This is a genomic window from Leucobacter sp. NPDC058333, from assembly GCF_042726155.1.
Taxonomy (GTDB): Bacteria; Actinomycetota; Actinomycetes; order Actinomycetales; family Microbacteriaceae; genus Leucobacter.
In genome coordinates this window covers 1,375,677-1,388,920 of record NZ_JBHXHV010000001.1, presented here as the reverse complement: position 1 = coordinate 1,388,920, position 13,244 = coordinate 1,375,677, and the positions used below count along the sequence as shown (strand labels likewise).

The following is a 13,244-nucleotide window of genomic DNA, read 5'->3' as shown; positions in this document are numbered from 1 at the left end:
GCAAGGAAAATCGCAGATGTTAGCCCCAATGTATACGTTTGAACGAGCTACCCAATCAGACTCGGTTGCAGATCCTTGAGCGTTCGCGACCGCATTGTCTTCGCCACGCCGAGGGCAGCGACGAGCACAGCGATGATCAGTACGAGCACGAGCTTGAGCGCCTGACTTGCCGCATCAGAGAGATCTCCCCCGTACATCAGCTGTCGCAGTCCGTCGACCGCGAACGACATCGGCAGGAAGTGGTGCAGCGTTGCGAGTGGCGACGGCAGAGTCTGCCACGGGAAAGTGCCACCCGCTGTGACGAGCTGCACCACCATCAACACGAGGCCCAAGAACTGCCCGACGCTCCCGAGCCAGACATTCAGGGCAAGAATGATTGCCGCGAATGTCGCCGAGGCGAGCGCGATTGTGCCGTATGCCGCCAGTGGATGGGCAAAATCGAACCGCAGTGCGAAAGCCACAATCGCAAATAGCGCGAGCATCTGCGCCGCACCGAGCAGCGCCGGCGTTGCCCACCCGGCAAGCGTCACGCGCAGCGGCGTGTGCAGCGCCGTGACGGCCCTGCGCGACACCGGCTTCAAGATCAGGAAGAGCGCGTAAATGCCGATCCAAGCCGCAAGGCTCATGAAGAACGGTGCGAGACCGGCACCGTAGCTTCCGGCCGAGGTCACTCGACTCGTCTGTACATCCACCGGCTTCGAGATGTTCTTGGCCTGGTCCGCTCGCAGGTCAGCAGAACTATTCGGAAGCTTCTTCACACCGTCGGCGAGCCCGTCGCGCAACTGGGCAGCGCCGTCGGTGAGTGTGCCGAGCCCGGTTTCAAGCTCCCCGCTTCCCGTGACGAGCTGCGCGAGCCCGTCATCGAGCGCTGCTGAACCGTCAGCGGCAGTGGCGATTCCGTTTGCCAACTGAGGCGTAGCGTCTGCAAGCTGACGCGATCCGTCGGCGACCTGCTGAGCGCCGCTCGCGAGAGTATCGAGCTGGTCGCTCGCTCCCTGGACGCGCGTATTGGCATCAGTGAGGTCGCCGCCGACGCGATCCATCGCCGCGGTCACCCGGTCGATGACGGCCGGATCGACATTCGCGTTCTGCAGATCCTGCAGGATCTGCGCGCGATCTGCGGCGAGCGCGTCGACCGCCTGTTGACTCAGGCCCGCCGCGTCGCGACCGTACTGAGCGACGGTGGCATTGCCCGCCGCGACCTGCGCGGCGCCGCCCGCGAGCGTCTCGGTGCTCTCGGGCAGTGTTGCGGTTGCGTCCCGAAGCTGCGCAAGCCCGGCCGACAGCTCGCCGGAGCCATCCTTTGCCGTCTTCGTGCCGTCGTGCAACTTGCCCGCGCCGTCGCGCGCGGTAGCGGCACCGTCGGTGAGCTCGGACGCACCGTCGCGGGCCTCGACGAGCGAACCACGAATCTCGGCGATGCCGTCGAGCAGTGACTTCGCGGCCTCTTTATTGACCGACTGCACGATCTGCTTTTGAATGCGCTGCACGGCCTGCTCGCCGATGGTCGTCGCGAGATAGCTCGTCGCATCGTTCGTCGTGAGCACAACATCAGCGCGGTGCGGATCATCGGTCTGAGACGATTGCAGAGCCTCAGAAAAGTCCTTCGGCAGCGTGACCGTGAAGTCGTAGACGCCGTTTTTGATGCCGCGCTCCGCGTCCGCCGCACTCACGCGATGCCAGTCAAAACTGCCGTCTTCGACGAGATTGTCGGCGACTTCGTCACCAATCACCCGCACGTCGTCGCCCTGCTCAACGCCCGCGTCGGCCACCACGAGGGCGACCGGCACCTGGTCAAGCTTCGCGTACGGATCCTGGTTCGCCCAGAGGTAGAGCCCGCCATACAGCAGCGGCACGCACATCAGCGCGACGAACGCGAGTCTCGCCATTTTCGTCGCCCACAGGCGCGCGAATTCGGCCCGAATCATCTGCGGGATCTTCACGCTTCACTCACTCCGTCCGCCGCGTGCTCACGCAGCGGCATCACTTCCCCCGTACCCCAACCCTCTGGGTGCGCGTCGATCGCGGCACGTGCGGCGCGGCCCGCGATGACGAGCACGGCTGCCCCGGTGTCTGCCAGTGAACACGCGATACTCCACCACTCCTCTGGATCGCCGCCGTGTCGGTCGGGCGAGACGAGCACGATTCCTTCGACCTCTGGTCGCTGTAGTGCGAGCTCACAAAGAGCTCGCACGCGCGCGCCCGGCGCAAGGTCGCCGATGGGCAGGCGGGCATGCTGCCGCAGTTCGAGCCGTTCGAGTTCGCGGCGTACGGCGACCGGGCCGCCGAATTTGCCCGCGAACATCAGCTCCTCGGCGACGACGTCGGCGAGCAGAACATCGCTGTGGGGTTCACTCACGTCGGGTGCGTCGACGAGCGCAATGCGGCGCCTCAGAGCCTTCGCGTCGGGGGCGTCGTCGATGGAAACTTCGCCGCTATCGGGCTTCATCCGCCCCGAGACGATCAAACCGAGCACAGTCGGTCGCTGCGCCGTTTCTGCTTCGACGAACACGGCTGTGCCTGAGGTCATCGTCACGTCGCTCGGCGGGAGTGCCCGCCCGCCCGGTCCTTTACTGACCGCCGTCGCCCGCACCCGCATTCGTATTCCCCGCCCGTTCAATCGCTAACCCTGCGAGTGTAGTCTTCCTCACCTCACCGGGCTGCGCGACTGAACGGGCGTTCGCGTTCAGAGATCGGCGATGACTATTTTGTGCATTTCAAGCATGTGTTCGAACGCATTCGGCCGCTCCATGAGCTCGCCCATGTTCTCTGGGACGATCTGCCAGCTCACGCCGAACTCATCTTCCAGCCAGCCGCACTGCTCGGCCTCTGGCACCGCAGAGAGCGCTTCCCAGAGCCGATCAATCTCTGCCTGATCGGCGCAGCGCACCTCGAGCGATACCCCGCAGGTAAACGAGAAGTCTTGTTCGACGCCCGAGTCCATCGCGCTGAAGTTCTGCCCGCAGAGGGTGAAGTCGCTATACATAAGCGACTCCGCAGTTGCCGGCCCTCGGGGTGTGCCATAGGGGTACGAGCCGCCCGGCTTCGCATCGGGAAACACCTCGAGATATCGGTCGCGCGCCGCCGCCGCGCGGTTTTGGGCCTTGCCTCCGAACATCAGCGAGGGAGTCACAAACACGGGGTCTGCGTTGCTCGCGTCAGCGAGCCCGAGCTGCCAGCTCATGCCGAATCGATCCTGCACCCAGCCGTAGTACTCGCTGAACGGGTACGTGTCGAGGGGCATGAGTACTGTGCCGCCGTCCGCGAGCTGATCCCACACACCCTGCAGCGCTGCACGCGCACCGTCGCGGTCGCCGAACCGGGCGTTGCCAAAGGTCAAGAACATCGAGATCGAGGGGTTGGGGGCGAATTCTGTGCCCGCGTTCACCAGCGTCAGACGAAACCCCGCGAGGTGCACGGCGACCGTCAACGGCTTCCCGGCAAGCGGCTTCTGAAATTCCAGCAGCCCGGTCTCTGGGTAGCGCGATTCGACCTCGCTGGCAGTGTCGGGAAACACTCGCGCGTAAAACGTTCCCGCCTCTTCCGCGTTCCCCTGGCACCATATATTGGGCACGATCTTCTGATCGGACATAGACAGTTCCTTTCGCCTTCGAGCGCGGCAGCGGCGCCGATCTCAGTGCGTGCGCAGGCGTAGCGCTGCGCTCAGTTCTTAGTATCCGCCGCGACGACCTCCCCATCAAGGGCGAAACCCATGTCGGCTTGGTGTTTCACAATGTCGGGGAGCAAAATATGCACAGGAGGGCCGAGGATGGCCCTGCCGGCCACAAAGGAGAACTTCCATGTCTATCAGCCTGAACCCATACCTCAACTTTCACGGCAACGCCCGGGAGGCCCTCGAGTTTTATCACTCGGTGCTCGGCGGCGACCTGCGCATCGAGCGGTACGACTCGATTCCCGGCATGATGGGCGACCCCAGCGAGGGCGAGAAGGTAATGCACGGCCAAATCGATACCCCCGACGGCTTGACCATCATGGTCGCCGACTACCCGGCCTCAATGGCGGGGACGCCCGATGCCGCGTCGGTCGGCAACTCGGTCTGCATTTCGGGCGACGACGACGAGCGCATCCGCGCTCTTTGGGACGGCATCTCCCAGGGCGCCGACATTCGTGAGCCGTTCGCCACTGCCCCGTGGGGCGATACGTTCGGCATGCTGGCCGACCGCTTCGGTGTGCCGTGGATGTTCAGCCTCGCGCCGAAGACCGAGGGCTAGCAGGCAACGGCGGGTGCCGCGCCGACCGAGCGCAGCACCCTCCATCGCGGCTTCAAGAACGCGCAAGCCACTCGGCGAAGCTCGGGCCTGCACAGTAGGCGGCACCACTCCCCGATGGCAAGATACTCCCGTCGCGTAGCGCTCGCCCGAAACGACCGGGCAGCGGCACCTCGAGCACGCGAAGCCCGTCTCCGCGCGCGGCGATCAAGTCGCGCACCATCTGCGCCATACGTTCCTCGCGCGGACCGGCGATCTCGAGCGCGAAACCCTCGGGCTCGCCCTCCGCGACTTCCACAAGGCGTTCGGCAACGGTACGCGCTGCAACGGGTCTGGTGCGCATGCTCGGCACGCCGACGCTGCGAGCGAAACGCATATTCGAAACCATCTGTTCGGCGAACTCGTGGAACTGCGTCGCTCTGAGCACAGTCCAGGGCATCCGCCCCGCGGCGATCAGTTGTTCTTGAGCCGCCTTGCCCGCGTAATATCCATGCGGGGCGCGATCCACTCCGACGATTGACAGTGCGACGTGATGCCGCACCGCCGCGAGCGCGCCAGCCGCGAGCAAGTTTCCTGTCGCTGCTGAGAAGAAGCCTCGGGACCGCTTCGCTGACTGCGTCGAGGTGCCAGACACGTCGATGACTGCATCGACCCCGGTCAGGTCGAGGCCGCGCCCGGTCACAAGATCTACTCCTTCAGCCCGTGCGAGCACGAGCGATTCGTGCCCGTGCGCCCTCACCACCTCGACGACGTGCCGCCCGACGGTGCCGCTACCCCCGGCAATCGCGATCCTCATCTGCTGTCCTTTCACGCGCCGCTCATCACCTCAGCCGATCACCGGCCGCGGGTTACGCGTCGGTATCGGCGGGTTCGTACCCAATCAGCCACCGCACGCCGAAGCGGTCCACGAGTTGACCGTCACTCGCATCCCACTCACGCAATTCGAGGGGCAGAATCACGCGACCGCCGGCCGCAAGCGCATCGAACCAGCGGTGCAGGGTTGCGGGCGCTGCCGCGCCGAGCAGCGAGAAGAACATGCCGCCCATGTGCACGGCGTCTTCATCGGGACCCGCGTCGGCACCGTAGATCGCTACGGGGCCAACGAGCGTGCCGTGCGCGATTGCATCCGCCGGACCGTCCGAGCGACCGAACTCCGCATAGGTGTGCAGCTCGAGCCCGCCTCCAAAAACGGAGCCATAGAACTCGAGGGCCTCAGCGGCATTGCCCGGGAACAGCAGGTAGGGCGTGATGCCGGTCATGTGTGCTCCTGTTCCCGGGGCGCGTCAGTCGCGGAGCTTCGCGTCAAACGCCAGCTCTGCGGCGGCCACACCGGCGAGCTTCGCCGCGCTGGCCTCTTCGGCTTTCAGTGTGCGATCTGCCGCGCGGAAGCGCAAGGCGAATGTCAGCGCCTTCGTGCCGGGCTCAATGCCAGCACCGCGGTAGTCGTCGACGATGCGAGCGCCCTCAAGCAGGTCACCGGCACCGGCAACCACTACGGCGAGCAGATCGCCCGCCGGCACGTCGTCGGCGACCACGAGCGTGAGATCTTGCGTCGCGGCGGGATACGTCGAGAGCTGCGCGGTCTCCGGCTGGCGCGGGGCGAGCTCGATGAGACGATCGAGATCGAGCTCAAACGCGGCGACGCGACCCGGCAGGTGGTGTGCCGCCACGAGCTCGGGCAGCAGTTCACCGGCGACACCGACGACAACGAGGCCGCCCTCGTCACCATCGGCGTCAGAGCCGTCGCTGGTGACGCGAACCGCGAGCTCCGCCGTCCGGCCGGGGTGGAACGCGCGATGCGAGCCCTGCCCGACCACGAGTTCAATCGACACTGCCCCCGCAATGATGCGGGCTGCATCGAGCGCGTCCGACCAGTCATAGGCGCGAGCGGCCTGACCCGCCTGCTTGTCGACAGCATCGCCGAGCAGCAGTCCTGCGGCGCGGCGCGGTTGCACCGGGATCGACGCGTTCAGCTCGGCGAGCACCTCGTCAGCGGGCCGCTCAGCGAGCGGCGGAACAGTGTCGGTGCCGATCGAGTTGCCAGCGACGCTCGGTTCGAAGACGAGCCCGAGTTCGACGAGCGCGAGGTCAGTGAGACCGCGTGAGACGTTGCGCTGCGCCGCAACCACGAGCCCAGGCAACAGCGAGCGACGCAGATAGGGAGACTGCGCGTCGAGCGGGTTCGCGAGCTTCACAGCGGTGACGGGGGCACCCGCGGCGGGCGCGTCAGGGCCGGTCGGCTCTGCACCCGCGCCGAACGCCTGCAGCTGAGCCGACGACACGAACGGGTAGCTCTGCACCTCGTCGAGCCCGGCGGCCGTCACGACGTCAGCCGCCCGGCGCCGCAGGCGCTGCGATCGCGTGAGGCCGCGTCCGGCTGGCGCGATGGGCAGCACCGAGGGAATGCGGTCGTACCCGACGATGCGTGCAATCTCTTCGATCAGGTCAGCGGCGCGCGAAATGTCCGAGCGCCAGCTCGGAGCGGTGACGGTGAGCACGCCGTCCGCATCATTGACGATGGTGCACCCGACGGTCGCGATCGCGCCGCGTGCCTCGTCGTCGGTGTAGTCGGTGCCGAGCAGGCCGTTGACGCGCGCGAGCGGCAGGCGCACCTCGGTCGGCTGCCACGGGGCAACGATGTCGGAGCCGAGCGTGTCGGCGGTGCCGCCCGCAAGTTCCACCAGCAGGTCGACCATGCGCTGCGCCGCGGCCTGTGCGACGAGCGGGTCAACGCCGCGCTCGAACCGCTTGGAAGCCTCGCTGGGCAGCTTGTGGCGACGTGCTGAGCGAGCGATCGAAATCGGGTCGAACGTCGCCGCTTCGATGAGCACGTCAACGGTCGTCTCGTCGGCCTTCGTTGACTCGCCGCCCATTACGCCGGCAATGCCGATGGCACCCGACTCATCGGCAATCACGAGGTCTTCGACGTGCAGTGCGCGGGTCTGGCCGTCGAGGGTGACGAGCGTCTCCCCCGCAGCAGCGCGCCGCACGGTGATACCGCCCGTGAGCTTCGCCAGATCGTAGGCGTGCAGCGGCTGGCCGAGCTCAAGCATCACGTAGTTCGAAATGTCGACCTCGAGCGAAAGCGAGCGGATTCCCGCAAGCTGCAGACGCGACACGAGCCACGCGGGAGTCGGGCGGGACTGGTCAATGCCGCGCACGACGCGGGTGACGAAGCCGGTGGCACCGAGACGGCCCCGGATCGGCGACTGATCGTCGATCGTGACCGGGAAGCCGCTCGCCGCCGTCGGCGAGACAGTGGTGGCCGGGTCGGTGAACTCAACGCCGGTCGCGTGCGCGTACTCGCGGGCGACGCCGCGCACCGAGAAGGCGTAGCCCCGGTCGGGTGTGACATTGATCTCGACGGCGGTGTCGTCGAGTCCGAGCAACGCCTTCGCGTCATCGCCGGGAGCGGCGGTGATACCGAGGCGCGAGAGCACGATGATGCCGTCGTGATCCTCACCGAGCGAGAGTTCGCGGGCGGAGGCGATCATGCCGTCGGACACGTGGCCGTAGGTCTTCCGGGCCGAAATTTCAAAGCCACCGGGCAGCACAGCGCCGGGCAACGACACGACGACCTGGTCGCCCGCATCGAAGTTGTGGGCGCCGCAGACGATGCCGCGCACATCGGCGCCGCCGTCTGCTGCGAGCTGACCCTCTGGCGCCACGCGCACCTGGCACCAGTTCACGGTCTTGCCGTTTGAGTGCTCCTCGGGTTCGCGAGAGAGCACCTCACCGACGACGACGGGTCCGCTGACGTCAAAGCGGCGGATCGACTCCTCTTCGAAGCCCACACGCACGAGGTCGGCGTGCACCTGTTCGGGGGTCACGTCTGTGGGAAGCGAGACGACCTCGCCGAGCCAGCTGAGCGGAACGCGCATTAGACCAGTCCTCCGAACTGACGATTGAATCGGACATCGCCCTCGACCATGTCTCGCATGTCGTTAATGTCGTGGCGGAACTGAAGTGTCCGCTCGATGCCCATGCCGAACGCGAAACCCTGGAACTCTTCGGGATCGATCCCTGCCGCGGCAAGCACGTTCGGGTCGACCATGCCACACCCGCCCCACTCGACCCAGCGAGCGCCACCCTTGGCGTGCGGTTGCCACACGTCCATCTCTGCAGAAGGCTCGGTGAACGGGAAGAAGTTGGGGCGCAGTCGAATCTCGGCCTCCGGGCCGAACATCTGCCGTGCGAAGTGCTCGAGCGTGCCGCGCAGGTGAGCCATCGTCAAACCGCGATCGATCGCAATGCCCTCGACCTGGTTGAACACCGGGGTGTGCGTCGCGTCGAGCTCATCGGTGCGGTACGTGCGACCCGGGGCAACAACGTAGACCGGCAGCTCGCGGCCGAGCAAAGAGCGAATCTGCACCGGTGACGTGTGCGTACGCAGCACCAGGTGACGATCGGCCGGTTCAACGAAGAACGTGTCTTGCATGGCGCGGGCCGGGTGGTCAGGATCGAATCCGAGCGCATCGAAGTTGAACCACTCGTGCTCAACCTCTGGGCCCTCCGCGATCTCCCAGCCCATCCCGATGAACACGTCGGAAATCTCGTCTTGGAGCTGCGCGAGCGGGTGCCTGCTGCCCGCCGTGCGCCGCACGGGGGCGGCGGTCACGTCGACGGTCTCGGCTGCGAGCCTGGCGGCGGCTTCGATCGCCGCGAGCTCGGTCTCACGTCCGGAGAACGCACCCTCGATGCGCCCGCGGGCCTGGCCCATGAGCTTGCCGGTAGCGGCCTTCTCGTCTTTCGGCACCGCTCGCATTTGTGCGTTGAGCTGGGCGATGGCTGAGCCCTCGCCCGCGTGCGCGGTGCGCGCGGCCTTCAGATCAGCGACAGAGTCTGCCGCGGCGAATGCGGCGAGCGCGGCCTCAACCGCTGCGTCAGCCGCTTGCTGAGTGATGGGATTCGTGTCTGCCACGGGAACTCATCCTACCGGCGCTCGCCCTTGCGTGGGCGCCGGTAGGCTTGAGCCCATGCAGATCAGGTCGCGACCGGGTGTCGTGACCGATCAGCGCCCAGCGAGTCGCGGCGTTCGTGCGGCCCGCGGCGCACTCGGTGCGGTCGCCGCAACTCTGATCGCGGCGGCTTCGCACGCACTCGTCGGTGGATCAATCACCTGGGTGGCCGTGCTCGCGACGGCGATGCTCGCGCTGCCCATCTGCACCGTGCTCGCCGGTCGCGTCGGATCGCTGTGGCGGCTCACTGCCGCGGTGGGCGCGGCTCAGGGCATCTATCACTGGTGCTTCGCGGGGCTCGGGATCGCGCCATCCGGCGCTTCGGGCGCAGATGGTGCGGGGGCCGCTCTTCCCGCGCACGCCGAGCACGTGCGTGCGGTGACCGCGTTCGCACCCCAGCTTGCAGCGACGGACGTCGCAGACCTCGCGATGTGGGCGGCGCACCTCGCCGCTGCCGCGGTCACCGTGCTGCTACTGCAGCGGGGCGAACGGGCCATCATGGCGCTGCTGCGGCTGGTGCGCCGCGCGCTCCCCTGCGTGGTTCCGCGCGTCGGAGTCACAGCGTTCCCGACTCCCGTGCGGCTGACCGCCGACGCTGCCGCGATGCACGTCGCACGCATTCTCACGGCCGCGTCGATCACTCACCGCGGCCCTCCGGCGCAGGTCTGACGCGTCTCCCGCTTGCGCCTTCGTGGCGGAGCGGGAGATGACTCGCTGACCACATGTTTCTTCGGCGCGCGCCGGCTTCCTCCGGCGTGCGTTGACGCACACCATCGGAGACCGCTTTGTCGTTCACTACACACGCTTCACGACACCCTTCACGACGCTCCTCACGACGTTTTTCCCACGCGCCGCGAGTAGCCGCGCTCGGTCTCACGGGCTGCGTGCTCGCGGGAGCCTTCGCCGCGAGCGGGCTGACTCCCGCCCTCGCGCACGATCAACTCGTCGGCACCCGAGTCATCTCAGACCCCGCAAGTGGCAGCATCGACGCGATTGAGCTGACCTTCAGCGACTCGATCATCGACGTCGGCACTGAGATTACCGTCGTCAGCGCCGACGGCGCAGAGCTCGCAGACGGGCCCCCTGCGACGTCGGGGCCGGCAGTGCAGCAAGACCTCGTCGACGATTTGCCCGAGGGAACCGCGACCGCGGCCTGGCGAGTGGTATCGAGCGATGGGCACCCGATCGAGGGCGCATTCGGCATCGAAATCGCCGCCGATGGCACCGCCCAGATCGTGGCGGCCGCAGTGATTGAGCCGGATGCCCGCAGTGAAGATGTCCCCTCAGCGCAGGAGCCCGCCGCCGCGAACCCGCCGCCGATCGCCATTGCTGCGGCGGCCGGGGGTGGCGTACTTGTGCTCGCAGGGGTCGCGGGAGTCATGTACGCGCGTTCGCGCCGCTCACGCGGGTCGGAGCCGAGCGCGTGAGCGACGACAAGACGCCCCTCGCACCCCGTCGTTTCGGTCGCCGAGCGCTGTTCGCGGGTGGCGCTGTCGGGCTTGGCGCCGCGCTCGGCGCGGGCGGAGCGCTCGGCGCCGTCGCGCTGCAGTCCGACGCGATACCCATCCTCAATGGCAGCGACCCATCGGCGCGGCCCGCGCGCGGTGCAGCTGGAGAGCTGCCCGGATTTGGTGCTGATGCCCTCCCCTGTCACGGCATGCATCAAGCTGGAGTCGCTACGACCCCAGCAGCGCATCTGCGTTACGTCGCGTACACCATGCATCGCGACACCGACCGTGCCGCGCTCGCCCGGCTGTTCCGCATTCTCACGGACGATGTGGAAGGGCTGACCTCTGGGTCTGCCCCGCTCGCCGATCCCGAGCCCGAACTGGCTGCCCGACCCGCACGGCTCACGGTCACCATCGGCGTTGGCCGCGGACTGGTCGACCGGGTCGATCCCGCGCTCACCCCCGAGTGGCTCGGCGCTCTGCCCGCCTTCAGCCGAGACGAGCTCGATGGACGTCACGACGGCGGCGACCTGCTCGTGCTGCTGCAGGCCGATGATCCCCTACCGATCGCGCACGCCGCCCGCATGCTCGACCGCGACATCAGTGGGTTTGCGAAGCGTGCCTGGACACAGCAGGGCTTTCGGCAGGCGCGCGGCTCGGAGTCCTCCGGCACCACGATGCGCAACCTGATGGGGCAGGTTGACGGAACCGTCAACGCGCAGCCCGATGATGAGGACTTTGCCGGACTCGTCTGGATCGACGGGTCAGAAACAGCTTCGACCCCGTGGCTCGAAAACGGCACGGCGCTCGTGCTGCGACGCATTCGGATGGAGCTCGACACCTGGGATCGCGTCGACCGCCCGGGACGAGAGCTCGCCATTGGCCGCCGCGTCGTTGACGGCGCGCCTCTCACCGGCGGCACCGAACACACCGCGATCGACTTCGAACAGAAGAATGCGATCGGACTGCCGACGGTGCCGAGCTACGCGCACGTGCGCCGCGCCCACTCGAGCAACCCCAGCGAACGCATCGTGCGGCGCGCCGCGAACTATGACGACGGAACCGAGTCGGGCCTGCTGTTCGGGTGCTTTCAGCGCGACCCGCTGCGGCAGTTCGTACCCATCCAGCGGCGGCTCGACGAGCTCGACCTGCTCAACGAGTGGGTCACGCATACGGGGTCGGCGGTGTTCGCGATCCTGCCCGGCTTTCGGCGCGGCGAAACGCTTGGCGCGAAGCTGCTCGCCTGAGTCAGCGAGCTAGCTGCGCTGCGCGAAGGCGGTCTCGTAGAGCAGCACGCTCGCCGCGGTCGCCAAGTTCAGAGACTCAGCCGCGCCATAGATCGGGAGCTTCACGGAGCGGTCCGCGAGCGCGCGATCGGGCTCGCTCAGCCCGCGCGCTTCGTTGCCAAACACCCAAGCGATCGGGCCGGCGAGCGCGCCCTCAGCACGCGCCTCAAGCACGTCCGCACCGCGCACGTCAGCCGCGAACGCGGACAGGCCTGCGGTCTTCACGGCGTCGACCGCATCGGCAAGCGTGTCGACCACGGCGACGGGCACATGAAACAGCGAACCGGTGGTTGAGCGCACCACTTTCGGGTGGAACGGGTCGATGCTCTCGCCCGCGAAGATAACCGCGTCGGCGCCGGCGGCATCGGCTGCGCGCAACACGGTACCGGCGTTCCCCGGGTCCCGAATTTCATGGAGGATCGCGACGAGTCGAGCACCCTTCAGCACGTCCGCGACGTCGCCGCCCCAGCTGCGCGCGACGGCGACGACGCCCTGCGGGTTGACCGTCTCGGACATCGCAGTGATGACCTCGCCCGTCGCCCGTTCAAGCCGCACTCCAGCGTCTGAAGCGAGGCGATCGATTTCGCTCTGCCACGCCTCATTGCCCAGCGTCGTGTATACGGTTTCTGTCAGCTCCGGCCGGTGGATCAGCAGTTCTCGCACGGCCTGCGGGCCCTCGACGATGAATCGTCCGTGTGCCTGCCGCTCCTTCTTGCGGGCCAGCGAGGCGATTCGCTTCACACGCTCGGACTTCGGGTTGCTCAGAATCTCGTCGCTCATCTGGACAGCTTATCGGCGACCCACGTCAAGCCGTCCGAGGTGCGGCTTCGGCTAGGCCCGAAAACGCGAAGAACCCCGCTCCAACTGGAACGGGGTTCTTCGACGGAAGAACTGCTTACGCGGCCTTCGGTGCCGAGGTGTCCTCGGGCAGGGCCGACTTCGCGACCTCAACGAGGGTCGCGAAAGCTGCGGGCTCGTTGACGGCGAGCTCAGCGAGCATACGACGGTCAACCTCAACACCGGCAAGGCCGAGGCCCTGGATGAAGCGGTTGTAGGTCAGGCCGTTGGCGCGAGCGCCAGCGTTGATGCGCTGGATCCACAGGCGACGGAAATCGCCCTTCTTCTTGCGACGGTCGTTGTACGAGTAAACGAGCGAGTGGATGACCTGCTCTTTGGCCTTGCGGTACAGACGTGAACGCTGCCCGCGGTAGCCCTCGGCGCGCTCAAGAATTACGCGACGCTTCTTGTGGGCGTTGACGGCCCTTTTAACTCTTGCCATTTCAGTTCTTCCTTACGAAATTCTCAGATGAAAGCTATGCGCTC

The 13,244-nt window shown here is 66.9% G+C and carries 13 protein-coding genes; 4 read left to right on the top strand and 9 right to left on the bottom strand.

Features of this window, described 5'->3' with window-relative positions:
* Positions 1-47: 47 nt before the first annotated feature.
* The 3 genes from ACFWHR_RS06540 to ACFWHR_RS06530 form a co-directional block, all read right to left on the bottom strand.
* Positions 48-1,943 (bottom strand): YhgE/Pip family protein, encoded by a 1,896-nt coding sequence (locus ACFWHR_RS06540; protein WP_382447458.1) that lies wholly within the window; start codon positions 1,941-1,943, stop codon positions 48-50.
* Positions 1,940-2,530 carry a hypothetical protein gene (locus ACFWHR_RS06535; RefSeq protein ID WP_382447457.1) on the bottom strand — a complete coding sequence of 197 codons (591 nt, stop codon included), beginning with the start codon at positions 2,528-2,530 and terminating at the stop codon, positions 1,940-1,942. The genes ACFWHR_RS06540 and ACFWHR_RS06535 overlap by 4 nt, the downstream gene beginning before the upstream one ends.
* Before the next feature lie 156 nt (positions 2,531-2,686).
* Complete coding sequence (locus tag ACFWHR_RS06530; protein WP_382447456.1) at positions 2,687-3,592, bottom strand: VOC family protein; 906 nt, start codon at positions 3,590-3,592, stop codon at positions 2,687-2,689.
* 208 nt (positions 3,593-3,800) lie between these two features.
* Here ACFWHR_RS06530 and ACFWHR_RS06525 point away from each other — a divergent pair, with 208 nt between their 5' ends.
* The gene (locus ACFWHR_RS06525) at positions 3,801-4,232 is read left to right on the top strand and encodes a VOC family protein (protein WP_382447455.1); all 432 of its coding nucleotides are present in this window, start codon (positions 3,801-3,803) and stop codon (positions 4,230-4,232) included.
* A 52-nt stretch (positions 4,233-4,284) separates the two neighbouring features.
* Here ACFWHR_RS06525 and ACFWHR_RS06520 read toward each other — a convergent pair whose 3' ends face one another.
* The 4 genes from ACFWHR_RS06520 to pheS are packed head-to-tail and all read right to left on the bottom strand — an operon-like array spanning position 4,285 to position 9,150.
* Positions 4,285-5,025: an SDR family oxidoreductase gene (locus ACFWHR_RS06520; protein ID WP_382447454.1), complete on the bottom strand. Its 741-nt coding sequence runs from the start codon at positions 5,023-5,025 to the stop codon at positions 4,285-4,287.
* 52 nt (positions 5,026-5,077) lie between these two features.
* Positions 5,078-5,488 carry a VOC family protein gene (locus ACFWHR_RS06515; protein ID WP_382447453.1) on the bottom strand — a complete coding sequence of 137 codons (411 nt, stop codon included), beginning with the start codon at positions 5,486-5,488 and terminating at the stop codon, positions 5,078-5,080.
* A gap of 24 nt (positions 5,489-5,512) precedes the next feature.
* Positions 5,513-8,110 carry a phenylalanine--tRNA ligase subunit beta gene (gene pheT, locus ACFWHR_RS06510; RefSeq protein WP_382447452.1) on the bottom strand — a complete coding sequence of 866 codons (2,598 nt, stop codon included), beginning with the start codon at positions 8,108-8,110 and terminating at the stop codon, positions 5,513-5,515.
* On the bottom strand, positions 8,110-9,150 hold the full coding sequence (pheS, locus tag ACFWHR_RS06505; protein ID WP_382447451.1) for a phenylalanine--tRNA ligase subunit alpha: 1,041 nt from the start codon (positions 9,148-9,150) through the stop codon (positions 8,110-8,112). Before pheS ends, pheT begins: the two co-directional genes overlap by 1 nt.
* 55 nt (positions 9,151-9,205) lie before the next feature.
* Here pheS and ACFWHR_RS06500 point away from each other — a divergent pair, with 55 nt between their 5' ends.
* From ACFWHR_RS06500 to ACFWHR_RS06490, 3 genes are all read left to right on the top strand, one after another.
* The gene (locus ACFWHR_RS06500) at positions 9,206-9,856 is read left to right on the top strand and encodes a hypothetical protein (protein WP_382447450.1); all 651 of its coding nucleotides are present in this window, start codon (positions 9,206-9,208) and stop codon (positions 9,854-9,856) included.
* Between the two features lie 215 nt (positions 9,857-10,071).
* Entirely contained in the window at positions 10,072-10,614 is a 543-nt protein-coding gene (locus tag ACFWHR_RS06495; protein ID WP_382447449.1) for a copper resistance protein CopC, read from the top strand.
* Positions 10,611-11,882 carry a Dyp-type peroxidase gene (locus tag ACFWHR_RS06490; protein WP_382447448.1) on the top strand — a complete coding sequence of 424 codons (1,272 nt, stop codon included), beginning with the start codon at positions 10,611-10,613 and terminating at the stop codon, positions 11,880-11,882. Before ACFWHR_RS06495 ends, ACFWHR_RS06490 begins: the two co-directional genes overlap by 4 nt.
* 9 nt (positions 11,883-11,891) lie before the next feature.
* On the opposite strand, the gene ACFWHR_RS06485 is transcribed toward ACFWHR_RS06490, so the two are convergent.
* Together ACFWHR_RS06485 and rplT are read right to left on the bottom strand one after the other, a co-directional pair.
* Entirely contained in the window at positions 11,892-12,701 is an 810-nt protein-coding gene (locus ACFWHR_RS06485) for a TrmH family RNA methyltransferase (protein WP_382447447.1), read from the bottom strand.
* A 115-nt stretch (positions 12,702-12,816) separates the two neighbouring features.
* A complete protein-coding gene (gene rplT, locus ACFWHR_RS06480) occupies positions 12,817-13,200 on the bottom strand; it encodes a 50S ribosomal protein L20 (protein ID WP_382447446.1) in 384 nt (127 codons plus the stop codon).
* Positions 13,201-13,244 lie beyond the last annotated feature (44 nt).

Coding starts and splice junctions, on each gene's coding strand:
- ACFWHR_RS06535 (WP_382447457.1), bottom strand. CDS start 2,530: ATGACCTCAGGCACAGCCGTGTTCGTCGAAGCAGAAACGGCGCAGCGA.
- ACFWHR_RS06530 (WP_382447456.1), bottom strand. CDS start 3,592: ATGTCCGATCAGAAGATCGTGCCCAATATATGGTGCCAGGGGAACGCG.
- ACFWHR_RS06525 (WP_382447455.1), top strand. CDS start 3,801: ATGTCTATCAGCCTGAACCCATACCTCAACTTTCACGGCAACGCCCGG.
- ACFWHR_RS06520 (WP_382447454.1), bottom strand. CDS start 5,025: ATGAGGATCGCGATTGCCGGGGGTAGCGGCACCGTCGGGCGGCACGTC.
- ACFWHR_RS06515 (WP_382447453.1), bottom strand. CDS start 5,488: ATGACCGGCATCACGCCCTACCTGCTGTTCCCGGGCAATGCCGCTGAG.
- pheT (WP_382447452.1), bottom strand. CDS start 8,110: ATGCGCGTTCCGCTCAGCTGGCTCGGCGAGGTCGTCTCGCTTCCCACA.
- ACFWHR_RS06500 (WP_382447450.1), top strand. CDS start 9,206: ATGCAGATCAGGTCGCGACCGGGTGTCGTGACCGATCAGCGCCCAGCG.
- ACFWHR_RS06485 (WP_382447447.1), bottom strand. CDS start 12,701: ATGAGCGACGAGATTCTGAGCAACCCGAAGTCCGAGCGTGTGAAGCGA.
- rplT (WP_382447446.1), bottom strand. CDS start 13,200: ATGGCAAGAGTTAAAAGGGCCGTCAACGCCCACAAGAAGCGTCGCGTA.